20 protein-coding genes, 1 pseudogene and 1 riboswitch are annotated in these 25,771 nt (G+C 72.0%); of the genes and pseudogenes, 14 read left to right on the top strand and 7 right to left on the bottom strand.

Annotated elements, in window-relative coordinates; genetic code table 11:
- Positions 1 to 50 precede the first annotated feature (50 nt).
- A complete protein-coding gene (locus AC3EUV_RS24750; RefSeq protein ID WP_435603936.1) occupies positions 51 to 2,498 on the bottom strand; it encodes a DNA gyrase/topoisomerase IV subunit A in 2,448 nt (815 codons plus the stop codon).
- 299 nt (positions 2,499 to 2,797) lie between these two features.
- On the opposite strand from AC3EUV_RS24750, the gene AC3EUV_RS24745 reads away from it, so the two are divergent.
- From AC3EUV_RS24745 to AC3EUV_RS24730, 4 genes are all read left to right on the top strand, one after another.
- Positions 2,798 to 4,138, top strand: coding sequence for a M16 family metallopeptidase (locus tag AC3EUV_RS24745; RefSeq protein ID WP_435603953.1), 1,341 nt, complete (start codon positions 2,798 to 2,800; stop codon positions 4,136 to 4,138).
- Positions 4,139 to 4,176: 38 nt separating this feature from the next.
- Complete coding sequence (locus tag AC3EUV_RS24740; protein WP_432143997.1) at positions 4,177 to 5,559, top strand: M16 family metallopeptidase; 1,383 nt, start codon at positions 4,177 to 4,179, stop codon at positions 5,557 to 5,559.
- Positions 5,560 to 5,770: 211 nt separating this feature from the next.
- A riboswitch (cyclic di-AMP (ydaO/yuaA leader) is annotated at positions 5,771 to 5,926 on the top strand.
- Positions 5,927 to 5,938: 12 nt separating this feature from the next.
- Positions 5,939 to 6,739, top strand: coding sequence for a M23 family metallopeptidase (locus AC3EUV_RS24735; RefSeq protein ID WP_432143923.1), 801 nt, complete (start codon positions 5,939 to 5,941; stop codon positions 6,737 to 6,739).
- A gap of 262 nt (positions 6,740 to 7,001) precedes the next feature.
- Positions 7,002 to 7,691, top strand: coding sequence for a GntR family transcriptional regulator (locus AC3EUV_RS24730; RefSeq protein WP_435603935.1), 690 nt, complete (start codon positions 7,002 to 7,004; stop codon positions 7,689 to 7,691).
- 321 nt (positions 7,692 to 8,012) lie between these two features.
- Here AC3EUV_RS24730 and AC3EUV_RS24725 read toward each other — a convergent pair whose 3' ends face one another.
- Complete coding sequence (locus tag AC3EUV_RS24725) at positions 8,013 to 8,294, bottom strand: HPr family phosphocarrier protein (protein WP_026170334.1); 282 nt, start codon at positions 8,292 to 8,294, stop codon at positions 8,013 to 8,015.
- Positions 8,295 to 8,500: 206 nt separating this feature from the next.
- Here AC3EUV_RS24725 and AC3EUV_RS24720 point away from each other — a divergent pair, with 206 nt between their 5' ends.
- The 4 genes from AC3EUV_RS24720 (at position 8,501) to AC3EUV_RS24705 (ending at position 14,033) form a co-directional block, all read left to right on the top strand.
- Positions 8,501 to 11,485, top strand: coding sequence for a bifunctional acetate--CoA ligase family protein/GNAT family N-acetyltransferase (locus tag AC3EUV_RS24720; RefSeq protein WP_435603934.1), 2,985 nt, complete (start codon positions 8,501 to 8,503; stop codon positions 11,483 to 11,485).
- Between the two features lie 38 nt (positions 11,486 to 11,523).
- A complete protein-coding gene (locus tag AC3EUV_RS24715) occupies positions 11,524 to 12,114 on the top strand; it encodes a DUF5998 family protein (protein WP_006602644.1) in 591 nt (196 codons plus the stop codon).
- A complete protein-coding gene (locus AC3EUV_RS24710) occupies positions 12,114 to 13,304 on the top strand; it encodes an alkaline phosphatase family protein (protein WP_432143920.1) in 1,191 nt (396 codons plus the stop codon). Before AC3EUV_RS24715 ends, AC3EUV_RS24710 begins: the two co-directional genes overlap by 1 nt.
- Positions 13,305 to 13,367: 63 nt before the next feature.
- Positions 13,368 to 14,033: a thymidine kinase gene (locus AC3EUV_RS24705; protein WP_432143919.1), complete on the top strand. Its 666-nt coding sequence runs from the start codon at positions 13,368 to 13,370 to the stop codon at positions 14,031 to 14,033.
- 50 nt (positions 14,034 to 14,083) lie between these two features.
- On the opposite strand, the gene AC3EUV_RS24700 is transcribed toward AC3EUV_RS24705, so the two are convergent.
- Positions 14,084 to 14,869 (bottom strand): VOC family protein, encoded by a 786-nt coding sequence (locus AC3EUV_RS24700; protein ID WP_435603933.1) that lies wholly within the window; start codon positions 14,867 to 14,869, stop codon positions 14,084 to 14,086.
- A 249-nt stretch (positions 14,870 to 15,118) separates the two neighbouring features.
- On the opposite strand from AC3EUV_RS24700, the gene AC3EUV_RS24695 reads away from it, so the two are divergent.
- Complete coding sequence (locus tag AC3EUV_RS24695; RefSeq protein ID WP_435603932.1) at positions 15,119 to 15,958, top strand: sulfurtransferase; 840 nt, start codon at positions 15,119 to 15,121, stop codon at positions 15,956 to 15,958.
- Between the two features lie 90 nt (positions 15,959 to 16,048).
- Here AC3EUV_RS24695 and sepH read toward each other — a convergent pair whose 3' ends face one another.
- Entirely contained in the window at positions 16,049 to 17,113 is a 1,065-nt protein-coding gene (gene sepH / locus AC3EUV_RS24690; RefSeq protein WP_432143916.1) for a septation protein SepH, read from the bottom strand.
- A 495-nt stretch (positions 17,114 to 17,608) separates the two neighbouring features.
- On the opposite strand from sepH, the gene AC3EUV_RS24685 reads away from it, so the two are divergent.
- Entirely contained in the window at positions 17,609 to 18,808 is a 1,200-nt protein-coding gene (locus tag AC3EUV_RS24685) for a hypothetical protein (protein ID WP_435603931.1), read from the top strand.
- 135 nt (positions 18,809 to 18,943) lie between these two features.
- On the opposite strand, the gene AC3EUV_RS24680 is transcribed toward AC3EUV_RS24685, so the two are convergent.
- Positions 18,944 to 20,287, bottom strand: coding sequence for a D-arabinono-1,4-lactone oxidase (locus tag AC3EUV_RS24680; RefSeq protein ID WP_435603930.1), 1,344 nt, complete (start codon positions 20,285 to 20,287; stop codon positions 18,944 to 18,946).
- A 357-nt stretch (positions 20,288 to 20,644) separates the two neighbouring features.
- A complete protein-coding gene (locus tag AC3EUV_RS24675; RefSeq protein WP_432143913.1) occupies positions 20,645 to 21,922 on the bottom strand; it encodes an MFS transporter in 1,278 nt (425 codons plus the stop codon).
- A gap of 175 nt (positions 21,923 to 22,097) precedes the next feature.
- Between AC3EUV_RS24675 and AC3EUV_RS24670 the strand changes: the two genes are divergently transcribed.
- Together AC3EUV_RS24670 and AC3EUV_RS24665 are read left to right on the top strand one after the other, a co-directional pair.
- Positions 22,098 to 23,252 carry a ferrochelatase gene (locus tag AC3EUV_RS24670; protein ID WP_435603929.1) on the top strand — a complete coding sequence of 385 codons (1,155 nt, stop codon included), beginning with the start codon at positions 22,098 to 22,100 and terminating at the stop codon, positions 23,250 to 23,252.
- Positions 23,253 to 23,293: 41 nt separating this feature from the next.
- On the top strand, positions 23,294 to 24,139 hold the full coding sequence (locus AC3EUV_RS24665; protein ID WP_432143911.1) for an inositol monophosphatase family protein: 846 nt from the start codon (positions 23,294 to 23,296) through the stop codon (positions 24,137 to 24,139).
- 81 nt (positions 24,140 to 24,220) lie between these two features.
- Here AC3EUV_RS24665 and AC3EUV_RS24660 read toward each other — a convergent pair whose 3' ends face one another.
- On the bottom strand, positions 24,221 to 24,394 hold the full coding sequence (locus tag AC3EUV_RS24660; protein WP_432143910.1) for a hypothetical protein: 174 nt from the start codon (positions 24,392 to 24,394) through the stop codon (positions 24,221 to 24,223).
- A 322-nt stretch (positions 24,395 to 24,716) separates the two neighbouring features.
- Here AC3EUV_RS24660 and AC3EUV_RS24655 point away from each other — a divergent pair, with 322 nt between their 5' ends.
- Entirely contained in the window at positions 24,717 to 25,370 is a 654-nt protein-coding gene (locus AC3EUV_RS24655; RefSeq protein WP_006602630.1) for a response regulator transcription factor, read from the top strand.
- Positions 25,371 to 25,375: 5 nt separating this feature from the next.
- Positions 25,376 to 25,771, top strand: a pseudogene (locus AC3EUV_RS24650) (two-component sensor histidine kinase); the annotation flags it as partial.

The following is a 25,771-nucleotide window of genomic DNA, read 5'->3' as shown; positions in this document are numbered from 1 at the left end:
TTCTCCACCGGCCCGACGGCGTCACGCACGTCTGCCCTCGCGGCTACCGGTTACACCGGCCCCGCCATCGCCGCCACCGGCTTCGTCAGCGGCACTCCCGAGCCGTCCCGGCGCGGATCCACCTCCGGCAGCTCGACCGGACTGCCCTTGGCGTCCGCGGCCCGTACCGGAGCGGGCACCGCCCACGCCTGGGTCAGACAGTCCTCGCCCTTCAGGAACCGCTGACAGCGCACCCCGCCGGTCGCCCGGCCCTTGCGCGGGTACTGGTCGAACGGGGTGAGCTTGGCCGTCGCCACTGAGTCGTCCAGCGTGCCGTGCGAGCCGGCGACCGTGAACACCATGGCGTCGGTGGCCGGATCGACCGCGGCGAACGAGATCACCGTCGCGCCCTCGCCCAGCTTGATGCCCGTCATACCGCCCGCGGGCCGGCCCTGCGGCCGCACCTGCGCCGCCGGATAGCGCAGCAGCTGTGCCTCGTTGGTGATGAAGACCAGGTCCTCCTCACCGGTGCGCAGCTCGACCGCGCCCACGATGCGGTCGCCCTCCCGGAGGGTGATGACCTCCAACTCCTCCTTGTTGGCCGGGTAGTCGGGCACCACCCGCTTGACGACGCCCTGTTCCGTGCCGAGCGCCAGGCCCGGTGAGGACTCGTCCAGCGTGGTCAGACAGACCAGCTCCTCGCCGTCCTCCAGAGTGAGGAACTCCGAAAGCTGCGCGCCACCGGAGAGGCTCGGCGCCGCCGCGGTCTCCGGGAGCTGCGGCAGGTCGATCACCGAGATCCGCAGCAGCCGGCCCAGGGACGTCACCGCCCCCACCTCGCCACGGGTCGTCCCCGGCACCGCCGAAACGATCACATCGTGCTTGACGCGCTTGGCGTCGACGTCGAAGGTCATGTCCCCGGTGACGGTCCGCGCCAGCAGCCCCGTCGAGGAGAGCAGCACCTGGCACGGGTCGTCGGAGACCTCCAGCGGCACCGCCCCGACCGCGGGGCCCGCCGACTCCAGCAGGACCGTGCGCCGGTCCGTGCCGTACTTCTTCGCGACCGCGGCCAGCTCGCCGGAGACCAGCTTGCGCAGCTCGGTGTCCGACTCCAGGATCACCGTCAGCTTCTCGATCTCGTCCTGGAGCCGGTCACGCTCCGACTCCAGCTCGATACGGTCGAACTTGGTCAGCCGGCGCAGCGGGGTGTCGAGGATGTACTGCGTCTGGATGTCGCTCAGCGAGAAGCGCTCGATCAGCCGCTCCTTGGCCTGTGCGCTGTTCTCGCTGGAGCGGATGAGGCGGATGACCTCATCGATGTCCACCAGGGCCGTCAGCAGGCCCTCGACCAGGTGGAGCCGGTCGCGCCGCTTGCTCCGCCGGAACTCGCTGCGCCGCCGCACCACATTGAAGCGGTGGTCGACATAGACCTCCAGCAGCTCCTTGAGCCCCAGCGTCAGCGGCTGGCCGTCCACCAGCGCGACGTTGTTGATGCCGAAGGACTCCTCCATCGGCGTGAGCTTGTAGAGCTGCTCCAATACGGCCTCGGGGTTGAAGCCGTTCTTGACCTCGATCACCAGCCGCAGGCCGTGTTCGCGGTCGGTGAGGTCCTTGACGTCGGCGATGCCCTGGAGCTTCTTCGACCCGACCAGGTCCTTGATCTTGGAGATGACCTTCTCGGGGCCGACGGTGAAGGGGAGTTCGGTGACGACCAGGCCCTTGCGGCGGGCGGTGACGGTCTCCACGGTGACCGTCGCACGGATCTTGAACGTGCCACGGCCCTTCTCGTACGCGTCCCGTACGCCGCCGAGCCCCACGATCCGGCCGCCCGTCGGCAGATCCGGACCCGGCACGAAGCGCATCAGGGTCTCGAGATCGGCGTTGGGGTGCTTGATCAGATGGCGGGCCGCGGCGATGACCTCGCCCAGGTTGTGCGGCGGCATGTTCGTCGCCATACCGACGGCGATGCCGGAGGCGCCGTTGACGAGGAGGTTGGGATACGCGGCGGGGAGGGCGGCCGGTTCCTGCTCCTGGCCGTCGTAGTTCGGCGAGAAGTCGACGGTGTCCTCGTCGATGGACTCCGTCATCAGGGACGTGGCGGACGCCATCCGGCACTCGGTGTACCGCATCGCGGCGGGCGGATCGTCATTGCCCAGGGAACCGAAGTTGCCGTGGCCGTCCACCAGGGGCAGCCGCATGGAGAACGGCTGCGCCATGCGCACCAGCGCGTCGTAGATCGAGGCGTCGCCGTGCGGATGGAGCTTACCCATCACCTCACCGACGACGCGGGCGCACTTGACGTAGCCGCGGTCGGGGCGCACCCCCATTTCGTTCATCTGGTACAGAATGCGGCGGTGCACGGGCTTGAGACCGTCGCGGGCGTCCGGCAGGGCGCGCGAGTAGATGACCGAATACGCGTACTCGAGGAAGGAACCCTGCATCTCGTCGACGACGTCGATGTCGAGGATCCTCTCCTCGAAGTCGTCCGGCGGCGGGGTCTTCGTGCTGCGGCGGGCCATCGCGGCTGCGGCTCCTTCTGCTGCGTCTACTGCCGATGTCGTGGAGGCGACATCGGAACAACGGTCAACCCGTCGGGTCAACCAGCTGGGGGATCGACCCGCGAGTATGTCTGAGTCTGACGCGGACCATTGTGGACCGCGCCACTGACAACGCCGACCGCGACTCCCCCTTCGGCCCCGCGGGAGCCGAGCGCGCCGTACGTTCGGGGCCGGTCGGACGGGAACTTCGCCAGATGCCGACGCGCTTGCATACAGTGACAGAACTTCCTCGCAAGCGGATCGAAGGGACGTACATGCCCATGGGTCACACGGCCACAGAACAAGCCGGCTCCGGCGGCCTGACAGCGACCGAGCACCGGCTGGCCAACGGCCTGCGCGTGGTGCTCTCCGAAGACCACCTGACCCCGGTCGCGGCGGTGTGCCTCTGGTACGACGTCGGCTCCCGCCACGAGGTCAAGGGCCGTACGGGCCTGGCTCACCTCTTCGAGCATCTGATGTTCCAGGGTTCCGCGCAGGTGAAGGGCAACGGCCACTTCGAGCTGGTGCAGGGCGCCGGCGGTTCGCTCAACGGCACCACGAGCTTCGAGCGCACCAACTACTTCGAGACCATGCCCGCCCATGAGCTGGAGCTCGCGCTCTGGCTGGAGGCGGACCGGATGGGCTCGCTGCTGACCGCGCTCGACGAAGAGTCGCTGGAGAACCAGCGCGACGTCGTCAAGAACGAGCGCCGCCAGCGTTACGACAACGTCCCGTACGGCACGGCCTTCGAGAAGCTCACGGCCATGGCCTACCCCGAGGGCCACCCGTACCACCACACCCCTATCGGGTCGATGGCCGACCTGGACGCGGCGTCCCTGGAGGACGCGCGGGCGTTCTTCCGCACGTACTACGCGCCCAACAACGCCGTCCTGTCGGTCGTCGGCGACATCGACCCCGAGCGGACGCTGGCCTGGATCGAGAAGTACTTCGGTTCGATCCCCTCGCACGACGGCAAGCAGCCGCCCCGGGACGGCACCCTGCCCGACGTCCTCGGCGGCGAGCTGCGCGAGGTCGTCGAGGAGGACGTGCCCTCCCGCGCCCTGATGGCGGCCTACCGCCTGCCGCACGACGGCACCCGTGAGGCGGACGCCGGGGACCTGGCGCTGACCGTTCTGGGCGGCGGCGAGTCCTCCCGCCTGTACAACCGGCTGGTGCGCCGCGACCGCAGCGCCGTCGCCGCCGGCTTCGGCCTGCTGCGGCTGGCCGGCGCCCCCTCGCTGGGCTGGCTGGACGTGAAGACGTCCGGCGGGGTCGAGGTTCCCGACATCGAGCGCGCGGTCGACGAGGAGCTGGCCCGGTTCGCCGCCGAGGGGCCGACGCCGGAAGAGATGGAGCGGGCGCAGGCCCAGCTGGAGCGCGAGTGGCTCGACCGGCTGGCCACGGTCAGCGGCCGCGCCGACGAACTGTGCCGCTTCGCCGTCCTGTTCGGTGACCCGCAGCTCGCGCTGACCGCCGTCCAGCGCGTGCTGGACATCACCCCGGAGGAGGTGCAGGCCGTCGCCAAGGCCCGGCTGCGCCCCGACAACCGCGCGGTGCTGGTCTACGAGCCCACCGAGCCGTCCGACGCCGTCGACACCGAGGAAGGGGAGGCGGACCAGTGAGCGACGCCACCACCCACGCCGATTCTCCCGTGAGCACCATGGACTTCCACCCGCAGCCCCAGGGGGGCGCGCCCAAGCCGTGGGCCTTCCCTGCCCCCGAGCGCAGCCAACTGCCCAACGGGCTCACCCTCCTGACGAGCCACCGTCCCGGCCAGCAGGTCGTCGCCGTCGAGATCAACCTCGTCGCGCCGCTGGACGCCGAACCCGAGGGCCTGGACGGCGTGGCCACGATCATGGCGCGTGCGCTGTCCGAGGGCACCGACACGCTCGACGCGGAGGAGTTCGCCGCCGAGCTGGAACGCTGCGGCGCCACTCTGGACGCGCACGCCGACCACCCCGGCGTACGGGTCTCCCTCGAGGTGCCGGTGTCCCGGCTGAACCGTGCGCTCGGCCTGCTCGCCGACGCGCTGCGGGCGCCCGCCTTCCCGGAGAGCGAGGTCGAGCGGCTGGTCCGCAACCGCCTCGACGAGATTCCGCACGAGCTCGCCAACCCGGCCCGCCGTGCCGCGATGTCGCTGTCCAAGGAGCTGTTCCCGGCCACCGCCCGTATGTCGCGGCCCCGGCAGGGCACCGAGGAGACCGTCGCGCGGATCGACGCCGCGGCCGTCCGGGCCTTCTACGACGCCCATGTACGGCCCGCCACGGCCACCGCCGTCATTGTCGGTGACCTCACCGGTGTCGACCTCGACGCGGCGCTCGCCGGCACCCTCGGCGCCTGGACCGGCTCCACGGCCGAGCCGCTGACGGCCGCGCCGATCGTCGCCGACGACACCGGCCGGGTGGTGGTCGTGGACCGCCCCGGGGCCGTCCAGACGCAGCTGCTCATCGGCCGTATCGGTGCCGACCGGCACGACCGGGTCTGGCCCGCGCAGGTCCTCGGCACGTACTGCCTGGGCGGCACCCTCACCTCCCGTCTGGACCGCGTGCTGCGGGAGGAGAAGGGCTACACCTACGGGGTGCGCGCCTTCGGCCAGGTACTGCGCTCCACCGCCCCCGGCTCCCCGGAGGGGTCCACGGGTGCCGCGCTGCTGGCCATCAGCGGCTCGGTGGACACCGGCTCCACCGTCCCGGCGCTCGAGGACCTGTGGAAGGTGCTGCGCACCCTCGCGGCAGAGGGGCTGACGGACGAGGAGCGGGATGTCGCCGTGCAGAACCTCGTCGGGGTCGCACCGCTGAAGTACGAGACCGCGGCTGCCGTCGCGGGCACCCTCGCCGACCAGGTGGAGCAGCAGCTGCCGGACGACTTCCAGGCGCAGTTGTACGCCCGCCTCGCGGAGACCGGCACGGTCGAGGCGACCGCGGCGGCGGTCAACGCCTTCCCCGTGGACCGGCTGGTGACCGTCCTGGTGGGCGATGCGGCACAGATCGCCGAGCCGGTCAAGACGCTGGGCATCGGTGAGGTGACCGTCGTCAGCGGCTAGTCCCGCCCGTGTGACGGAAGGTCATATATCGACATGCGGCTCCCGTGGTGCTTATCGGCCACGGGAGCCGCTGTATGTCCGGTTTATTGCGGCTGGTGCTCCGGTTCTTGTGGCATCCCGCACAAAAAAGCTGATCTGTTTGCCGATTGAAAGTTGCCCCGTTTAGCGTCGGTCCGGCTGTTCGTCACAAGTCCGCCACAACAGTGGCACCGGGCAGTCATCGCCGAGTCCCCGTACGGCGCGAGCCAGGGGAGCCGGGGACCCATATGTCCCTTGGGGTGAATCGGGCTCCTCTCTGAGGAGTCCGTAGGAGACCTTCCTGCTCCGAACCCGTCAGCTAACCCGGTAGGCGAGAAGGAGGGAAAGGACAAGCCACCACATGGCGCTCATCCGTGCCACCGGGAAGCACCGTCGCACGAGCCGCCCCGTCAAGACGGGCCGCAACATCGCCGGCATAGCCACCCTCGCGGCCGGTGGTGTGGTCGCTTCCGTGGCCTCGCCGGCAATGGCCGCGACGGACGAGGCGCGCCCGCACGACACCGGACTCCAGCAGGCCGTCGTGCTCGGAGACGAGCTCGCCAGCCGGGTCGAGGCCCAGGCCGACGCGCAGCAGGCCGACGCCGAGATCGCCGCGGCGCGGGCGAAGGCCGAGGCCGTCGCCAAGAAGCAGGCCGACGAGGCCAAGCGGCGTGCCGAGGCGGCGAAGAAGAAGGCCAAGGCCGCCCACGAGGCCAAGGTGCGCGCCGCCCGCGAAGCGGAGCGCAAGCGCCTCAACGCCTTCGTCGCCCCCATTGCCGACTCCTACGTCTCCACCTCCTACAAGGCCTCCAGCGGCCTGTGGTCCTCCGGCAGCCACACCGGCATCGACTTCCACGCCGCCTCCGGCACCAGCGTCCACGCGGTCGGCTCGGGCACCGTCGTCGAGGCCGGCTGGGGCGGCTCGTACGGCAACAACATCGTGATCAAGATGAACGACGGCACGTACACCCAGTACGGCCACCTGTCGTCGCTCGGTGTCTCGGTCGGCCAGCAGGTCACCCCGGGCCAGCAGATCGGCCTCTCCGGCGCCACCGGCAACGTCACCGGCCCGCACCTGCACTTCGAGGCCCGCACCGGCGCCGACTACGGTTCGGACATCGACCCGGTCGCCTACCTGCGCGGGCACGGCGTCAACGTCTGATCCCGCGCCGCGCCGGTGCCGCGCCTCTATGGGGCCTGCCACACGCCGAGCGTCCTTCCGGAGCCCCGGTCCCACGGCCGGGGCTTCGGCGTATCCGGAGTGCGGTGCGCGCGCACGGGTCACGCCGACGGCCCGCGACTTCCGGCCAAAAATTATCCATGAATAACCGGACGCCGTCGGAAAAGCCGTGCCGGTCGAATAGAGTCACGGAAAAGTCGCCGACCGGCGGCGTTTCCAGGGGATTACGGCGGAGGCACGGAAGATGCGAGGCCATATTTCCGCGCATGCGGTGTGCACGGCGATTCGCGACGACATTGTCTCCGGTGCGCTGGCGCCGGGGAGCCGGCTGATCGAGGAGATCCTGGCGGCCCGTTACGGCGTCTCCAGAGTGCCGGTGCGCGAAGCGCTGCGCACCCTTCAGTCCGAGGGCTTCGTCACCACCCGCCACCACGCGGGCGCCTGCGTCGCCGAGCCCACCGAGCAGGAGGCCGCCGATCTCCTGGACATCCGCGCCCTGTTGGAGCCGCTGGGCGCCGCCCGCGCGGCCGCCCGCCGCAGCCCGGCCCACCTCAAGGTGCTCCGCGGCCTGGTACGGCTCGGTCGCGAGCGGGCCCGACACGGCAATCCCGCGGATCTGCGCCAACTGGACGGCTGGTTCCACGAAACGCTTGCCCAGGCGGTCGGCAGTCCCAGCCTGACGGCGCTGCTGACCCAGCTGCGCCGCAAGATCGAGTGGATGTACACGGTGGAACTGCCGTCCCGGGCCGGCGAGTCCTGGGACGAACACGGCGCGGTGCTGGACGCGGTGGCCCGGGGAGACGCGGAACGGGCGCGCGCCCTGATGGCGGCTCATGTCGAGCGCTCGCTTCCGGTCCACCGGCTGCGGCGCCCCGCCGTCCCCGAGGTGAGGGATCCGAAACGACCCGTCAACACGGCGCGCGTCCGCCCTTAACAATCGCCCCGTATACAAAGAGGCGCGAAATAAGCAGCCGCGGCGTGTGCCGGTGCTTTATTGAATCCGGGCCCTTATGTGGCGTTCCTGTTTATGCTGGGGCCGCGTGCGCTCAATGGTGTGCGCTTTTCCCGGCGGCTCGCGGAGAGCGGTCGCGCGCCGATCTCGCAAAGCGGTCGTCATCGCCCCCGGAGAGCTGTCTTCCCGGAATTTCCGCGCATTTGTCCCCCATGGGAATGCGGGCAGCGAAACGGCCCCACAGCGGCAACCGATCCGGTCACCACTGCGGGGCCGCCGCATGCAGCAGAAGTCCTGGTGGACTCAGACCGTCTCGGGGAGCTCCTCGAGGCCCTCGGCGACGAGCTTGGCGAGACGGTCCAGTGCCGCCTCGGCGCCCTCGGCGTCGGAGGCCAGCACGATCTCCTCGCCGCCCTGGGCGCCGAGGCCGAGGACCGCGAGCATGGAGGCCGCGTTGACGGGGTTGCCATCAGCCTTGGCGATCGTCATCGGGACGCCGGAGGCGGTGGCCGCACGGACGAAGATCGACGCGGGGCGGGCGTGCAGGCCCTCGGCCCAACCGACATTGACGCGGCGCTCTGCCATGGTGTTGCCCTTCAAAGTCGTGACAGTTGTCTAGACCAGTCTCTCATGCTGTCGTGCGTGGTCCACAGCCCTGCGTTCCGGTCTGTGTGGCCGTGATGCCCGGGGAGACCCGGCAGGCCGTACGTCCTACGGGGCCCCAGGCTGCCCCGCACCCCGAGCGTACGCGCGCCGGGTCGGTTGTCGGTGGCCGGTCGTACGCTGTCCGCATGCAGACGCCGCCGGAGCATGCGTACCCGACCCACTGGGAAGCCGACGTGGTGCTGCGTGACGGCGGCACGGCGCGGATCCGCCCCATCACCCCCGACGACGCCGAGCGGTTGGTCTCCTTCTATGAGCAGGTCTCGGACGAATCGAAGTACTACCGCTTCTTCGCGCCCTACCCCCGCCTGTCCGACCGCGATGTGCACCGTTTCACCCACCACGACTACATCGACCGGGTCGGGCTCGCCGCCACGGTCGGCGGCGAGTTCATCGCCACCGTCCGCTACGACCGGATCAACGACCAGGGCCTGCCCGCCAAGGACCCCGAGGATGACCAGGCCGAGGTCGCCTTCCTCGTCCAGGACGCCCACCAGGGCCGCGGGGTCGCCTCCGCCCTCCTGGAGCACATCGCGGCCGTCGCCCGAGAACGCGGCATCCGCCGGTTCGCCGCCGAGGTGCTCCCCGCGAACTCCAAGATGATCAAGGTGTTCACGGACGCCGGCTACACCCACAAGCGCACCTTCGAGGACGGTGTGGTCCGTCTCGAGTTCGACCTGGAGCCGACCGAGCAGTCCATGGCCGTGATGCGCGGCCGTGAGCAGCGCGCCGAGGCCCGCTCCGTACAGCGGCTGCTCGCGCCGGGCTCGGTCGCCGTGATCGGCGCCGGCCGGACCCCCGGCGGCGTCGGCCGCACCGCCCTGCGCAGCCTCCTGGACTCCGGCTTCACGGGTCGGGTGCACGCCGTCAACCACGCCTTCCCCGAGGGCCTGCGGCGGCTCGACCCCGAAGGCGTGCCGGCCGTCCGCGCCCTGCGGGAGATCACCGACCCGGTCGACCTCGCCGTCATCGCCGTCCCCGCGGACAGCGTCCCCGAGGTGATCCGTGACTGCGGCGAGCACGGGGTCCAAGGCGTGCTGGTCCTGTCCTCCGGGTACGCCGAGGCGGGCCCGGAGGGCCGGGAGCGGCAGCGTGACCTGCTCCGGCAGGCCCGGTCGTACGGCATGCGGCTGATCGGGCCCAACGCCTTCGGTCTGATCAACACCGCCCCCGACGTCCGGCTGAACGCCTCGCTCGCCCCGCGGATGCCCGGCGCCGGCCACATCGGCCTGTTCACCCAGTCCGGGGCCATCGGCATCGCCCTGCTCAGCGGACTGCATGCGCGCGGCCCCGGTGACGGCGGGATCGCCGGTGTCTCCGCCTTCGTCTCGGCCGGCAACCGCGCCGACGTCTCCGGCAACGACCTGCTCCAGTACTGGTACGAGGACCCGGACACCGATGTCGTGATCCTCTACCTGGAGTCCATCGGCAACCCCCGCAAATTCGCCCGCCTCGCCCGCCGCACCGCCGCCGTCAAACCGGTGGTGGTCGCCAAGGGAGCCCGGCACAACGGCACCGCCCCGCCCGGCCATGCGGTGCCCACCGTCCGGGTCCCCGACAGCACCGTCGCCGCCCTGATGCGCCAGGCCGGTGTGATCCGCGTCGACACGGTCACCGAACTGATCGACGCCGGGCTGCTGCTGGCCTCCCAGCCGCTGCCGGCCGGCCCGCGGATCGCCATCCTCGGCAACTCCGAGTCGCTGGCGCTGCTCGCGTACGACGCCTGCCTGACCGAGGGGCTGCGCCCGCAGCACCCCCGCGTCCTGGCCTCCGCCGCGACACCGGACGACTTCCGGGCCGCGCTCGCCGAGGCGCTGTCCGCCGACGGCTGCGACGCCGTGGTCGTCACGGCCATCCCCTGGGTGGGGGAGGGGGCCGCCGTCTCCCCGGGCGGCAGCGAGGGCGCCGCACTCGCCGACGCCCTGCGCACCGCCGCGACCGCCCACCCCCAGAAGCCGGTCACGGTCGTCCACCTCGCGATGGACGACCTGGCGGAGACGCTCGCCGCACCGGCCCAACCGGCCGGGACCACAGCTCCCGCCGGGGACGCCCCCGAGCCGGCGGCCCGCCCCGCGGCCCCGGCCCCGGCGCCCCCGTCCGTCCCGGCCGCCCCGTCCCGCTCCCCACGCCCCCCGGCCCCCACGGGCCCGCCTCCCACCCTCACCGCACGCCAGACGCCCCCGGCCCGCGACGCCGAGGCCGACCCCCCGCGCCGCCCCCGTCGGGAGCCCCTCCGGATCCCTGCCTACCCGGCCGCCGAGCGCGCCGTCCGCTCGCTCGCCGAGGCCGTCCGCTACGCCGCCTGGCGCCGGGAGGCCGCCGACCCGGGCCGGGTGCCGGAGTACGACGACATCCAGGAGGCCCAGGCCGGCGCCGACATCGAGCGCCTCCTGGACCGGCTCACCCCCGACGTCCCCTCCAGCCGCTCCGTCCCGGTGCCGCCCCAGGACGCCGAGGCCCTGCTCGCCCGTTACGGCATCCACACCCTCCCCGTCCTCCCGGCCCCCGACCCCGACACCGCCGTCCGCGCCGCCGCCCGCCTCGGCTATCCGGTGGCCCTCAAGACCACCGCACCCCATCTGCGCCACCGCCCCGATCTCGGCGGCGTACGCCTCGACATCGCCGGCGAGGCCGAACTCCGCCGGACCTATGCCGAATTGACCGACTTCCTCGGCTCCCCGGAGGAGCTGCGCCCGGTCGTCCAGTCCATGGTGCCGCGCGGCGTGGACACGGTCGTCCGTGCCGCCATCGACCCGGCCGCCGGCGCCGTACTCTCCTTCGGCCTCGCCGGGGCGCCCTCCCAGCTGCTCGGCGACATCGCCCACCGCCTCATCCCCGCCACCGACCGCGAGGTCGCCGAGCAGATCCGTTCGATCCGGGCCGCCCCGCTGCTGTTCGGCTGGCGCGGCTCCCAGCCCGTGGACACCGCCGCCCTGGCGGAGCTGCTGCTGCGCGTCTCCCGGCTCGTCGACGACCACCCCGAGGTCGTCGGCGTGGACCTCGAACCGGTCGTCGTCGCAGCCCACGGCCTCTCCGTCCTCGGCGCGACCGTCCGGCTGGCCAGGCCCCCCGCCACCACCGACCTCGGCCCCCGCCGGCTGCCCGTCTACTGAGGCTCTCGCGGCCCGGTACGCCCCGTAAGATGGACTCCATGGCTAAGACCGGTACGACGACCCAGGGGCTGCGCGCGGCGATCGAGCGCAGTGGCTATTACCCGACGCTCGTGGCCGAGGCGGTGCAGGCCGCGGTCGGCGGTGAGCCGGTGGTGTCGTACCTCGTCCATCAAGAGACGACCTTCGACGCCAACGAGGTCCGCCGCCATGTCACGGTCCTGGTCCTGACCGGCACCCGCTTCATCGTCAGCCACACCGACGAGCAGGCCGCCGACGCCACCTCCCCGTCGCCGTACGCCACCACCTCCACGGAGTCCGTCAAGCTGGGCCGGATCTCCTCCGTGGTGCTCAGCCGGGTGGTCGCCAACCCGGAGTCGTACACCCCGGGCCAGCTGCCCCGCGAGGTCGTGCTGACCATCGGCTGGGGCGCGGTCGCCCGCCTGGACCTGGAGCCGGCCGCCTGCGGCGACCCCAACTGCGAGGCGGACCACGGCTACACGGGCTCCTCCACCGCCGACGACCTCTCGCTGCGGGTCAGCGAGGCCGGGGACGGACCGGACTCGGTGCGCGAGACGCTCACCTTCGCCCAGGCGCTCTCCGAGGCCACCGCGGCCACCACCACCCGCTGATGGTCCACACCGCCCCCGCCTGGCCGGAACCCGAACCGCTCGACCCGCTCAGCGCCCCGGTACCGCAATACGGCACCGCCTCCCTCGCCGATCTGCTGCCCACCATCGCCACCGGGCTGGGCATACCCGGCACCGCCGGCGCGATGGAGCTGGCCCCCGCCGACCGGGCCTGTGTCTTCCTGATCGACGGCCTCGGCTGGGAACTGCTGCGTGCGCACCCGGAGGAGGCACCGTTCCTCACCTCGCTCCTGGGCACCTCGTTCAACGGCAGCGGCCGTCCGCTCACCGCGGGCTTCCCCTCCACCACCGCCACCTCCCTCGCCTCGGTCGGCACCGGACTCCCGCCGGGTGCCCACGGCCTGCCCGGCTACACCTGCGAGGACCCGGCGACCGGCGCCCTGATGAACCAGCTGCGCTGGTACCCGTGGACCGACCCCTACGTCTGGCAGCCGTATCCGACGGTCTTCCAGCTCGCGGACGCCGCCGGCATCCACACCTGCCAGGTCTCCGCGCCGACCTTCCAGCACACCCCGCTCACCAAGGTTGCGCTCAGCGGCGGCACCTTCCACGGCCGGCTCTCCGGCGAGGAGAGGATGGACCTCGCCGCCGAGCAGCTCGCCGCCGGTGACCGTTCGCTGGTCTACACGTACTACTCCGAGGTCGACGGCAAGGGACACCGCTACGGCGTCAACTCCGACGCCTGGCGCGGCCAGTTGATGTACGTCGACCGGCTCGCCCAGCGGCTCGCCGAGCAGCTGCCGCCGCGCAGCGCCCTCTACATCACCGCCGACCACGGCATGATCGACATCCCGTTCGACCCCGATTCCCGGATCGACTTCGACGAGGACTGGGAACTGCGCGCCGGCGTACGCCTGTTGGGCGGCGAGGGCCGGGCCCGGCATGTGTACGCCCACCCCGGCGCGGCCGCCGATGTGCTCGCCGTATGGCGCGAGGTGGTCGGTGAGCAGATGTGGGTGGCCAGTCGCGAAGAGGCCATTGCCGCAGGGTGGTTCGGGCCGCGGGTTGACGACCGGGTGCGTGCCAGGATCGGTGATGTCGTCGCGGCCGCCCATGCCGACATGGTGATCATCGCGACGGAACGAGAGCCCCGGGAGTCGGAGATGGTCGGGATGCACGGCTCCATGACCCCGGTGGAGCAGCTGGTGCCGCTCCTGGAAGTCCGCACCTGACCCGTACGGCTGCCCGTCCGCCGCCCCACCCCCCTCACGAGCCCGAAAGGCCCGCAACTACCCATGCCCGAGCTGGTGTTCTTCTCCGGAACGATGGACTGCGGTAAGTCGACACTGGCTCTACAGATCGAGCACAACCGCTCGTCCCGTGGCTTGCAGGGAATGATCTACAGCCGCAACGACCGGGCCGGCCACGGCAAGCTCTCCTCCCGCCTCGGTCTGGTCACCGAGGCCGTGGAGGCGGCGGACGACATGGACTTCTACGCGCATGTCGTCGGCCAGCTCTCCTCCGGCGGCCGGGTCGACTACGTCATCGCCGACGAGGCCCAGTTCCTCGCCCCCGAACAGATCGACCAGCTCGCCCGGGTCGTCGACGACCTCGAACTGGACGTGTTCGCCTTCGGCATCAGCACCGACTTCCGCAGCAAGCTCTTCCCCGGATCACAGCGCCTGGTCGAACTGGCCGACCGGGTAGAGGTGCTTCAGGTCGAGGCGCTGTGCTGGTGCGGCGCTCGCGCCACGCACAACGCCCGCACGGTCGGCAACCGGATGGTCGTCGAGGGCGCCCAGGTCGTGGTCGGCGATGTCGTCGGTGACGCCGACGGCCCACCGGCCGAGGTCGGCTACGAGGTGCTGTGCCGGCGTCACCACCGCCGCCGCCAGACCTCGGCGTCCGCCCGCGCGGTCGCGCTCTCCCCGGACGTCCTGCCGGTCGACAGCACGAGGTAACAGCTGCCGGCGGACGGAAGCCGGCCTCCGGCGGATGAGGTGACCGGCCGTCAGCGCCGCTGGATGAGCGTGAACACGGCGCCCTCACTGTCGGAGACGGTCGCCAGCCTGCCGTGCGCGGAGTCGTGGGGGCCGTCCAGCACATGCCCGCCCAACTCGGTCACCCGGCGCGCCGCCGCGTCCGTATCGGAGACGGCGAAGTACGTCATCCAGTGGGAGCCCCGGTCACGTGGCAGGGCGCCGCCCACCCCGTGGATGCCCGCGACCGGATGGTCCTTGAGATGCAGCGTCAGATAGTCGAAGTCGGCGGAGTCGTCCGGGGACAGAGGCTCCGCCTCGAAACCGAAGACATGCTCGTAGAACGGCCCGACGGCGGCGGTGTCGCGGGTGACCAGCTCGTTCCACACCGCGGTGCCCGGCTCACCGGTGAACGCGGTGCCCATCATCGACCTGCCCTGCCAGACACCGAAGATCGCCCCCTGCGGGTCGGAGGCGATGGCCATCCGCCCCGTGTCGTCCTCGGCGTCCAGCGGTCCGACGCCCACCGTCCCACCGCAGGAACGGATCTGTTCGGCGGTCACATCCGCGTCGTCGCTGGCCAGATACGTGGTCCAGGAGACCGGGAGATGGCGGTCGGGCGCCAGTTCGCCGACCCCGGCGACTTCCCGGCCGTCGAGGAAGGCCCGGGAGTACGGACCGAAATGCTGCGGCCCCGGACGGAACTCCCAGCCGAACAGCGCCCCGTAGAACTCCTGCGTCACGGGCAGGCTGTGGGCCAGGAGGCTCACCCAGCAGGGCGCGCCGGGCATCCGCCGGGTCGCTGCCTCGGTCGTCATTGTCACTCTCTCCTCGGAGCATCGGGCGCTGACCATGTGCGGTACGGGCGCGGGTCCCGTGCAGATGCTCGCACCCGGTGACCTCGTGTGCGCCCCGGCCGCGCCGTCCATGACACGTTCGCGAGGGAGAATGCCCGTTTTAGGGTTCCCCAGCCGTTTCAGCGGAGTTACGGCAGGGTGTAACTGCGCCATACGGAGGGTGGGCTCCCACCTTCTGTACGTAGTCGTCGCTACGCAAGGATGAGTCCTATGAATGCCATCATCACCGCTACCGAACTCGCGAGCGAGTTGGCGCGGCCCACCCCTCCGGTGCTTCTGGACGTCCGCTATCAGCTCGGCGGGCCGCCCGGCCGCCCCGAGTATGCGGCCGACCACGTACCCGGCGCGGTCTATGTCGACCTCGACAGTGAACTGGCCTCACCCCCCGGCCCGGCCGGCCGTCACCCGCTGCCCGACCTCGATACCTTCGCCGAGGCCATGCGGGCCGCCGGGGTCCGCGCGGACCACCCCGTGGTCGTCTACGACGGCGGCCAGGGCTGGGCCGCCGCCCGCGCCTGGTGGCTGCTGCGCTGGACCGGTCACCCCGAGGTGCGGGTGCTGGACGGCGGTCTCGCCGCCTGGCAGGCGTCCGGCGGCGCGCTGAGCACCGAGCAACCGGCCCCGCCGGCCGGTGACTTCACGCCGCTGCCCGGCGCGCTGCCGCTGCTCATGGCGGACGACGCGGCCGCCGTCGCCCGTCGCGGCATCCTGCTGGACGCCCGGGCCGCCGAGCGCTACCGCGGCGAGGTCGAGCCCATCGACCGGGTCGCCGGCCACATCCCGGGCGCCGTGTCCGCGCCGACCACCGAGAACGTTGTCGAGGGTGACACCGTCTTCCGTGACGCCGCGGACCTGGCCAAGCGGTTCGCGTCGCTGGGTGCCACCGCGGACGTCGAGGTCGGCGTCTACTGCGGTTCCGGGGTCTCCGCGGCGCATCAGGTGCTGGCCCTCGCGGTCGCCGGCATCCCCGCCGCGCTGTACGTCGGCTCCTGGAGCGAGTGGTCGGCCGACCCGTCCCGCCCGGTCGCCACCGGCCCGCAGCCCGGCTGAGCACCCGCGGGGCCCGTAGCACGCGCGTCCGCCCGCCCCGGTAAACCGGGACGGGCGGACGAAGTGATGCGCTCGGGGCAGGCGGCCCCGTTACTCCGGCTTCTTGCGCCGGGTGCCGAAGACGATCTCGTCCCAACTGGGCACCGCGGCCCGGCGCCCGGGGCGTACACCGTCCGCCTCGGCCTGCCGGTCCGTCGTCCCGGTCAGCCGGTCACGATGCCCGGCCACCGCGCGCGGCATCAGCACATCGGCGTACGCGGAACCCGCGCCCGCACTCGCCGCCGGGGCGGGCGGCTCCTCGACCTCGGCCTCGGACTCCTCGTCGCTCTGCGGCGACTTCACGCTCTCCGGTACGACCATGTCGCCACGGAAGCTCGGCACCGCCTCCAGCAGGCTGGTCAGCGAATCCCGCTCCCGCTCACCGGTGGCTTCCTCCGCGACCCGCGGCTCGTCGTCCTCACCGCCGGACTGCGCCGCGCGCTCGCCACGCTCGGACGTCTGCCGGTCCAGGGCGCGGTCCAGCGGCCGGTCACGGGGGAGCCGGGCGATCCGCGGTACGAACGGGAAGCTCGGCTCGGGCGTGTCGTCGCTCTCGCCGATCAGGGCCCGCGCCTCGTCGTCCACGGCCTGGACGAGCCGCCGCGGCGGGTCGTAGGTCCAGCTCGCCGAGTGCGGTTCGGTCGCGACGCGGTAGACCAGCAGCACCTCCCAGGTGCCGTCGTCCCGGCGCCAGGAGTCCCACTGGACGCTCTCCTTGTCGGCGCCGCGCAGCAGCAGCCGCTCCGCGACCGCCTCACCGAGCTGCGGGCCGGTGTTCTCGCCTGGACGCCGTACCGGGGTCTTACGGGCCCGCTCGGCCATGAACGCACGCTCGGCGAGCACCGGGCCCTCGAAGCGGCGCACCCGGTCGACGGGGATGCCGGCGAGCTGGGCGACCTCTTCCGCGGAGGCACCTGCTCTTATACGCGCCTGGATGTCCCGCGGGCGCAGATGGCTCTCGACCTCGATCTCGATCTGGCCGAGCCGCGCACGGTCGTTGCGGACGGCGGCGCGCAGCCGTTCGTCGATCGGAAGCGTGTACTCGGTGCTGTCCGCAGCTTTGAGCACCAGCCGTGTGCCGTCGTTGGAGACGGCCACGACACGCAGTTCGGGCATGGGGACCTCCCGGGTGGTGCCTGCCGACGTCACGTGCGTCGCTGCTTCCGCTAGTCGAGTGTGGCCTGCCCGGGTGCAGCCTGCCACAACATTGCCGAGTTGCCCGGCGTGTCGGGGCTTGGCCCTGAAACGCCGTTATGACACGGTTACCTGTTCGCCACGCTCAGTGACCGTGTCCCTTGCCTGTCGCCGTGCACCCGTGCCGAGCGGCGGCGCCCCCGGTGAGTGCCGCCTTCAGGGCCCCTCCCGCGGGTTCCGGGCAGCCGGACGGGAACCGGGGCCAGGGCTCGCCACAGTACTCCATTTGGACCACTTAGGTGGACCGCCGCGCCGCCGAACTTCTGGGCTGGCAAGGGTGTTCGGTCGTCTTGTCGACCTCTCTACCTGGAGCTCAGGTGGCGAGTTTCACAGATTCCCCAAATTCGGAACCAATGGCTCCGCCGAATGGTCACTTCTCCATGCAAGATGGATCGAAGGGGCTATCAAAGGTAGGAGATGGACGAAGAAACCGAAACCGACACGAAGAAGAAGGAGAAGCGGATAGACCTGAGCGTGGCTCAGGTTGCCGGCAGCGCGCTCGCTGCGGCCGTCGCCGCGTACCTCGCGGGCCGGCTCGGCGTCTACGGGACCATCATCGGCGCGGGTCTGGTCAGTGTCGTGGCCACGACCGGCGGCTCGATATTCCACCACCTGTTCCGGCGCACCGGCGAGCAGATCAAGGAGGCGACGGTCACGACCCGGCCGAAGCCACGCCGCTCCTCCGTCACCCGCAATCGATCCACCGCACCACACGCTCGGCAGGCCGGTTCCACGATGGTGCTGCCGACCTTCGACAAGCAGGGCACGGAGGACCAGGTCACCTCCGTCGCCGCCAGAACACCCGGGCGCGACACGGCCCGTACCCAGCTGATCCCGCGGGCCGAGCAGGCCCGCCGCCGCGATCCGGCGGGTGCCCACCCGGAACAGTCCGACGACGCGACGCGGATGCTGCGGCCCGCCGACAGCGGCGGGATCGGCGCCCAGCGCACGGCGGACGGCGCGGGCCCGGAGCGGCCCGCCGACCGGACGCAGCTGGTACCGCGCCTCGACGAGCGGACCATGGCGCCGGGCCGGACACCCGACCGGACCGCCGGCCGGCCGGCACGGCACCCGACCGGACCGCCCGAGGAGCTCAGCACCGCGACGTACGGCACCCGGCTGCGCGGCTGGAAGCGGCCGGCGCTCGGTGCGCTCGCGGTGTTCGTGCTCGCCATGGGGGTGGTCACCGGCACCGAGCTGATCACCGGGCAGACGCCGAGCGGCGAGAAGGGCACCACGCTGAGCCACCTCACCCAGACCGGGGGAGGCAGCCGGCAGCAGCCCGGCACGCCGCATTCGCCCGACCCCGGTTCCCCGGAGAAGGGCAAGCGCCACGGCAACAGCGGTGAGCCGAGCCCGGACCGGGGCACGTCGGAGGACGACGGCACCGGCAAGGGAACGGACGGCGACTCCCCGTCGCCGAACCCGAGCCCGTCCGACGGCGACAAGACGTCGCCGGACCCCGGCACGCCCCCGTCCCCGAAGCCGTCACCGAGCGGGTCCGCCGACGACGGTGACGCCGGCCGCGGCGACGGTTCGACCGGCGGCGAGGACCAGGGAGGCCGGGACAACCAGCAGGAGTCCGCCCCCCAGGCCCCGGAGCCCGGCGCCTCCTGACCCTCGTTGTCTCCCGACCCATGGGGGCCGTCCCTACGGACGGACCGCCGGGTCGGGTGGACCCGCGACGGCCTTACCCGCGACGGCCGTACCCCGGTGCCCCCTACGGGTGCCGGGGTACGGCCGTCGTCGCGGTCAGTCCCCCAGGACCCGCCGCAGATACGGGTTGGCGAACCGGCGCTCCGGGTCCAGCCGGTCGCGGATCGCGGTGAACTCACCGAACCGCGGATAGACGTCGGCGAGATACTCGGCGTCGCGGGTGTGCAGCTTCCCCCAGTGCGGGCGCCCGTCGTGCGCCGTCATGATCCGCTCGGCGGCCGCGAAGTACGCCTGGTGCGGCGTTCCCCGGTACATGTGCACGGCGAGGTAGACGGTGTCCCGGCCCGAAGCGGTGGACAGCGGGAGGTCGTCGGCCGGCGCGGTGCGCACCTCCACCGGGAAACTGATCCTGAAGTCGGAGCGCTCCACCAGGGCCTTCAGCTCACCCAGCGCCGCGACCGCGGCCGCGCGGGGCAGCGCGTACTCCATCTCCACGAACCGCACCCGCCGCGGCGAGGTGAACACCTTGTAGGGGATGTCGGTGTACGTACGGGCCGACAGCGCGCGGCTGGAGATCTTGGCGATGCCCGGTATGGCGGCCGGCACCGCCCGTCCCACGGAGCAGGCGAGCTGGAAGACCCCGTTGGACAGCAGCTCGTCCTCGACCCAGCCGCTGACCTTCCCGGGGGGCGCCGCCGGGCCCTGGCTGCGGTTGTTGCGCTTGGTGTTGCAGCTGCCGGTGTGCGGGAACCAGTAGAACTCGAAGTGCTCGTTCTCGGCGACGAGCTCATCGAACCGGTCGGTCACCTCGGCGAAGGGCATCGGCTCCTCGCGGGCGGTCAGCAGGAACTCCGGTTCCACGGCGAAGGTGAGTTCGCTGATCACACCGAGCGCGCCCAGGCCCAGCCGCGCCGCGGTGAAGACCTCCGGGTTCTCGCCGGCGGAACAGGTCAGGACCGAGCCGTCGGCGGTGACCAGTTCGAGGGCGGTGATCTGGGCGGCGATCGACGCCGAGTCGCGGCCCGTCCCATGGGTGCCGGTCGCGGCCGCCCCGGAGACGGTCTGCTCCATGATGTCGCCCATGTTGGTCAGCGACAGCCCGTGCGCGGCCAGCGTCGCGTTGAGGTGCTTGAGCGGGGTACCGGCCGCCACGGTCACGGTCCCGGCCTCGCGGTCGACCCTGCGGACCCCGGTGAGCCGCTCGGGGCGGATCAGCAGCCCGTCGGTGGCGGCCACCGGCGTGAAGGAGTGCCCGGTGCCGGCCGCCTTGACCGTCAGCCCGTCCGCGGCGGCGGCGCGGACCGCGGCCGCCAGCTCCTCGGTGCTCCCCGGGGCCACGCTCCGAGTAGGGCGGGCGGTGACATTGCCCGCCCAGTTGCGCCAGGGCCCGGTGGCCGGCCCCCGCCCTCCCGAGCCGCCGACGGCGCTGCTGACTGCCATGGTGACGTCCCCTCCCTGCGCGCGGTCGGCCGCATGCGGCCGCCGTTGGTGTGAGCGCATGATGTCAGTCACCGACACGACATCCGGGTAGGGTGACGGGAATCACAGGGGCGGGAAACCGGCTGGAACCGACCGGCTCCCGGACATGTCGTACCGCCGGTAACAGGCAAGCGGGCGGCGCCCGTTCACGCCGTACGCCGGAACGGCCGGGTCCGGTCCGGGCGTCACGGTGACGGCCGGGTCGCCCCGGGCTCCGCCGTGACGGCCGGGTCCGGCCCGAGGTCCGCCGCCGTAACGGCCCGGTCCGGCCCGAGCTCCGCCGTACCGGCCGGATCGGCGAGCTCCGCCGGACCTCCGCTACGCGACGCGCTCCTCGTCCTGCCGCTCCCCGACCGGTCCGTCCTGGCCGGGCGGCGGCCCGCCGGCTGCGGCCGGGTCCGCCACCGGAGACGTGGGCTGCGGACGGAGCCTGCGGTAGCCGGCGAACGCCACCAGCGCGGCGAGCAGACCGGCGGCCCCCGGCACCAGATAGCCCCGGGCGGCACCCGCGGCGTCAACCACCCAGCCGGCCGCCGACGAACCCAGCGCGACGCCCACCGCCATGCCGGTGCTGGTCCAGGTCATGCCCTCGGTCAGCTTCGACCGCGGGACATGCTCCTGGATCAGCGCCATCGTGGTCACCATCGTCGGGGCGATGGACAGCCCCGCGACGAACAGCGCGACGGCCAGCAGCGGCAGCGAACCCACCAGTTGGAGCGGCACCATGCTCACCGCCATCCCGCAGACCCCCACCACCCACCGCCGGGACGCATGCCCCTTGAGGTGCAGCAGCCCGAAGACGGCACCGGCCAGACAGGAGCCGAGTGCGTAGACCGCCAGCACCAGACTGGCCGCGGTCTTGTGCCCGACCTCTTCGGCGAACGCCACGGTCACCACGTCGATGGCCCCGAAGATCGCGCCGGTCGCCACAAACGTCACCACCAGCACCTGAAGCCCCCGGGAGCGCAGCGCCGACCCCTTGGTGTGCTGCTCCCGCGGATGCGGCACCGGCTCCGTCGCCCGCTGCGCCGTCAGCCAGAACACCCCGGCGGCCAGGAAGACGGCGGCCAGCAGCGGCCCGGCCTCCGGGAACCAGGCGGTGGACAGGCCGATCGACAGGATCGGCCCGAAGATGAAGCACGCCTCGTCGACGATCGACTCCCAGGAGTACGCGGTGTGCAGCTCGCGCGGGGAGCCCCGGTAGATCTCCGTCCAGCGCGCCCGGATCATCGAGCCGACGCTCGGCACACACCCCGCACAGCCCGCGAAGACGAACAGCAGCCAGTCCGCCCAGCGCTGCTGTGCGCTCAGCAGCAGACCGGCGACCGCGGCGAGCGACACCAGGGTGGCCGGGCGCAGCACCTGCCGCTGCCCGTACCGGTCCACCAGCCGGGAGATCTGCGGGCCGAGGACCGCGGCGGACAGCGCGAGGGTCGCGGAGAGCGCGCCCGCCAGGCCGTAGCGGCCGGTGAGCTGGGAGACCATCGTGACGACGCCGATGCTCATCATCGCCAGGGGCATCCTCCCCAGCAGTCCGGCGGCGGAGAATGACTTGGTGCCGGGGCGGCCGAAGATGGCGCGGTAGGGACTGGGCAACGAGGATGCTCCGCCGGTGAGGACCGAAGATCGGTAAGGGATGTCTTTGGCCGATACAGCTTACGGGCGGTGAGCCGCCGGCCGCCTCCGGTTTTCGGGCGCCCCGGAGCCGCCGGTCCGGCCCGCGCCGGGGCCTGCCCGTCGCCCCCGTGGGAAGGGTGGCAGGATCGATGGCATGCCCGAACAGCGTGATCCCAGCCCCTATGACGCCCTGCTGCTGCTCTCGTTCGGCGGCCCCGAAGGCCCCGACGACGTGGTCCCGTTCCTGGAGAACGTCACCCGCGGCCGTGGCATCCCCCGTGAGCGTCTCAAGGAGGTGGGGCAGCACTACTTCCTGTTCGATGGCGTCAGCCCGATCAACGCCCAGAACCGGGAGCTGCTGGACGCGCTGCGCGGCGACTTCGCCGCACACGGCCTGGACCTGCCCGTCTACTGGGGCAACCGCAACTGGGCGCCCTACCTGACCGACACCCTGCGCACCATGGTGCGGGACGGCCACCGCCGGATCGCCGTCCTGGCGACCAGCGCCTACGCCTCGTACTCGGGCTGCCGGCAGTACCGCGAGAACCTCGCCGACGTGCTCGCCGCCCTGCGCGCCGAGGGCCTGCCCGTGCCGCAGGTCGACAAACTGCGGCACTACTTCAACCACCCCGGCTTCCTCCGCCCCATGATCGACGGGGTGCTGGCGTCCCTCGCCGGACTGCCCCAGGACGTGCGGGACGGCGCCCACCTCGCCTTCACCACGCACTCCATCCCCACCACCGCCGCCGACACCTCCGGCACGCCCGGCGACCACACCCGGGACGGCGAGGGCGGCGCCTACGTCGCTCAGCACCTGGACGTGGCGCGGACGATCGCGGACGCCGTCCGCGCGGAGACCGGGGTGGCGCACCCCTGGCGGCTCGTCTACCAGTCCCGCAGCGGCGCCCCGCACATCCCCTGGCTGGAGCCGGACATCTGCGACCACCTGGAAGAGCAGCACGCCGCGGGCGTCCCGGCCGTCGTCATGGCCCCCATCGGGTTCGTCTCCGACCACATGGAGGTCAAGTACGACCTCGACACCGAGGCCACCGCCAAGGCCGCCGAACTGGGACTGCCGGTCGCCCGGTCCGCCACTGTGGGCGCCGACCCCCGCTTCGCCGCGGCGGTCCGTGACCTCCTCCTGGAGCGCGCGGCCACCGAACGGGGCGGCACCCCGGAGCGCTGCGCTCTGGGCGCCCTCGGCGCGAGCCACGACCTGTGTCCGGTCGGCTGCTGCCCCGCCCGCGCGGCGCGCCCGGCGGCGGCCGGCGCCGACTGGCGGGGCCCGGTCGCCGAGGCCCCCGTGTAGGCCCGTACGCCCGCCCACCGTTCGTCCGAGCAAGGAGCATCGTGCCCGATCCGCAGCACCCCGACGCCCCGCAGACCGACCCGGCGCAGACCGCAGCGCTGTACGACGAACTGCTCGACCTCGCTCTGGAGGCCGCCCGCCGCGCGGGGACGCTGCTGCGCGACGGCCGGCCCGCCGACCTGGGCGTGGCCGCCACCAAGTCCAGCCCCATCGACGTCGTCACCGAGATGGACATCGCCTCCGAGAAGCTGATCACCGGCTTCCTCGGGGAGCGCCGTCCCGAGGACGGCTTCCTGGGGGAGGAGGGTGCCAGCACCGACAGCACCAGCGGCGTCCGCTGGGTCATCGACCCCGTCGACGGCACCGTCAACTACCTCTACGGCCTGCCGTCCTGGTCCGTGTCCATCGCGGCGGAGAAGGACGGCGAGGTGGTCGTCGGGGTCGTCGCTGCCCCGATGCGCGGCGAGACCTACCAGGCCGTCCTGGGTCGTGGCGCGTTCAACAACGGCGAGCGCATCCGGCACCGGCCCGCCCCGCCGCTCTCCCAGGCACTGCTCGGCACCGGCTTCTCCTACCTCGCCGAGCGCCGGGCCGCCCAGGCCGAGGTGCTGCGCACGATGCTGCCGCAGGTCCGTGACATCCGGCGCGGCGGCTCGGCCGCGATCGACCTGTGCGATGTGGCCTGCGGCCGGCTCGACGCCTACTACGAGCGCGGACTGAACCCCTGGGACTTCGCCGCCGGCGCCCTGATCGCCCGCGAGGCCGGTGCGCTCACCGGTGGCCGCCCCGGCCGGGAGGCCGCCCTGGAGCTGACCCTCGCGGCCTCCCCGGAGCTCTTCGCGCAGCTCCAGCCCCTGCTGGACGAGCTCGGCGCCTGGCACGACTGAGCGGACGCCCGTCCGGGCACGACAGCGCCCCGGCACCATCCCCTGGATGCCGGGGCGCTGTCGTCATGCGCGAGGGAGCGGTCAGGCGCTGACCGCTCCAAGGCGCACACCGTGCTCGGTCGCCAGTCGCTGAAGATCTTCAAGCTCTGCCTGCTCGACCTCGGCGAGGAAGTCATCGCCCGCAGCGCGGGCCCGGTCCAGATCGGCTTCGGTGTTCTCTATGCGCTGCAAAATGCCTGCGGTGAAAGCGTCCATGTGCGCCCCCTCGTCGTGGGTCGGTGGGCACGGGGGTGTGCCGACGGGTGGGTCGATCACGGCGTGATCCCTGCGATGGAGCAGTCCATGGCAAGTAGCCGAAGAAACAGGGCGTGATCGCGGGTGTGCAGTCGTCCTCCCCACCCGCCACCTCAGGGAAACCTCAACCCGCCCAGGAATCCTGTGCGTCGGGCCCCAGGCCCCGCCCGCCGGCCACCGCGCACCCCTCTTACTGCCGGTTTACGGCTCTTCGGGGCAGGATGGAAGAGCTTTCGGACAGTGTTGTACCCGCCCGTAAGGGCCCTGAGGAAGGACTAGCGACGTGCGTGTTCTCGTCGTCGAGGACGAGCAGCTGCTCGCCGATGCGGTGGCCACCGGACTACGCCGGGAGGCCATGGCGGTCGACGTGGTCTACGACGGCGCTGCCGCTCTGGAACGGATCGCGGTGAACGACTACGACGTCGTCGTCCTCGACCGTGACCTCCCGGTCGTCCACGGCGATGACGTCTGCCGCAAGATCGTCGAACTGGGGATGCCCACCCGCGTCCTGATGCTCACCGCCTCCGGCGACGTCAGCGACCGCGTCGAGGGCCTGGAGATCGGTGCGGACGACTACCTTCCCAAGCCGTTCGCCTTCACCGAGCTGACCGCGCGGGTGCGCGCCCTGGGCCGCCGTACGACCGTCGCACTGCCGCCCGTCCTGGAACGGGCCGGGATCAAGCTCGACCCCAACCGGCGCGAGGTCTTCCGCGACGGCAAGGAGGTCCAGCTCGCACCGAAGGAGTTCGCGGTGCTGGAGGTCCTGATGCGCAGCGAGGGCACGGTCGTCTCGGCCGAGCAGCTCCTGGAGAAGGCCTGGGACGAGAACACCGACCCGTTCACCAACGTCGTCCGGGTCACGGTCATGACCCTGCGGCGCAAGCTCGGCGAGCCCGCGGTGATCGTCACCGTCCCCGGCTCGGGATACCGGATCTGACGGCGATGCCTTCCCTGCCCTCGTTCTCCAAGACGGCCGGCCCGCCGCCGGCCGCTCCGCCCAAGCCCACCTGGGACCCCCGGCCGGTCAACGTCCGGCCCTTCCCGTGGCTGCGCCCCACCATCCGGATACGGCTGACGCTGCTGTACGGCGGCATGTTCCTGATGGCCGGCATCGTGCTGCTGACGATCATCTACATGCTGGCCGCGGACGCGCTGCACGACGGCAGTGCGCTGCCGCTGAAGATTCTCGGCGGCAAGTTCGAGTCGACCAGCGACATCTGTGACCTGCCCACCCAGACGTCCGGGCAGCTGCTCCAGGAGGCCGTCAACAGCTGTCTTCAGCATCAGCGGGCGGTGGCCCTCAACAGCCTCCTCAACCGCTCCCTGCTGGCCCTGCTC

The organism is Streptomyces sp. bgisy130 (assembly GCF_057708345.1).
The sequence above is the reverse complement of the archived record's forward strand: the minus strand, read 5'-3'. Positions and strand labels throughout refer to the sequence as shown.

What these genes read in the sequence shown, in the direction of transcription:
- AC3EUV_RS24750 (WP_435603936.1), bottom strand. Translation starts at nt 2,498, where the DNA reads ATGGCCCGCCGCAGCACGAAGACCCCGCCGCCGGACGACTTCGAGGAG.
- AC3EUV_RS24745 (WP_435603953.1), top strand. Translation starts at nt 2,798, where the DNA reads ATGGGTCACACGGCCACAGAACAAGCCGGCTCCGGCGGCCTGACAGCG.
- AC3EUV_RS24740 (WP_432143997.1), top strand. Translation starts at nt 4,177, where the DNA reads ATGGACTTCCACCCGCAGCCCCAGGGGGGCGCGCCCAAGCCGTGGGCC.
- AC3EUV_RS24735 (WP_432143923.1), top strand. Translation starts at nt 5,939, where the DNA reads ATGGCGCTCATCCGTGCCACCGGGAAGCACCGTCGCACGAGCCGCCCC.
- AC3EUV_RS24730 (WP_435603935.1), top strand. Translation starts at nt 7,002, where the DNA reads ATGCGAGGCCATATTTCCGCGCATGCGGTGTGCACGGCGATTCGCGAC.
- AC3EUV_RS24725 (WP_026170334.1), bottom strand. Translation starts at nt 8,294, where the DNA reads ATGGCAGAGCGCCGCGTCAATGTCGGTTGGGCCGAGGGCCTGCACGCC.
- AC3EUV_RS24720 (WP_435603934.1), top strand. Translation starts at nt 8,501, where the DNA reads ATGCAGACGCCGCCGGAGCATGCGTACCCGACCCACTGGGAAGCCGAC.
- AC3EUV_RS24715 (WP_006602644.1), top strand. Translation starts at nt 11,524, where the DNA reads ATGGCTAAGACCGGTACGACGACCCAGGGGCTGCGCGCGGCGATCGAG.
- AC3EUV_RS24710 (WP_432143920.1), top strand. Translation starts at nt 12,114, where the DNA reads ATGGTCCACACCGCCCCCGCCTGGCCGGAACCCGAACCGCTCGACCCG.
- AC3EUV_RS24705 (WP_432143919.1), top strand. Translation starts at nt 13,368, where the DNA reads ATGCCCGAGCTGGTGTTCTTCTCCGGAACGATGGACTGCGGTAAGTCG.
- AC3EUV_RS24700 (WP_435603933.1), bottom strand. Translation starts at nt 14,869, where the DNA reads ATGACGACCGAGGCAGCGACCCGGCGGATGCCCGGCGCGCCCTGCTGG.
- AC3EUV_RS24695 (WP_435603932.1), top strand. Translation starts at nt 15,119, where the DNA reads ATGAATGCCATCATCACCGCTACCGAACTCGCGAGCGAGTTGGCGCGG.
- sepH (WP_432143916.1), bottom strand. Translation starts at nt 17,113, where the DNA reads ATGCCCGAACTGCGTGTCGTGGCCGTCTCCAACGACGGCACACGGCTG.
- AC3EUV_RS24685 (WP_435603931.1), top strand. Translation starts at nt 17,609, where the DNA reads ATGGACGAAGAAACCGAAACCGACACGAAGAAGAAGGAGAAGCGGATA.
- AC3EUV_RS24680 (WP_435603930.1), bottom strand. Translation starts at nt 20,287, where the DNA reads ATGGCAGTCAGCAGCGCCGTCGGCGGCTCGGGAGGGCGGGGGCCGGCC.
- AC3EUV_RS24670 (WP_435603929.1), top strand. Translation starts at nt 22,098, where the DNA reads ATGCCCGAACAGCGTGATCCCAGCCCCTATGACGCCCTGCTGCTGCTC.
- AC3EUV_RS24660 (WP_432143910.1), bottom strand. Translation starts at nt 24,394, where the DNA reads ATGGACGCTTTCACCGCAGGCATTTTGCAGCGCATAGAGAACACCGAA.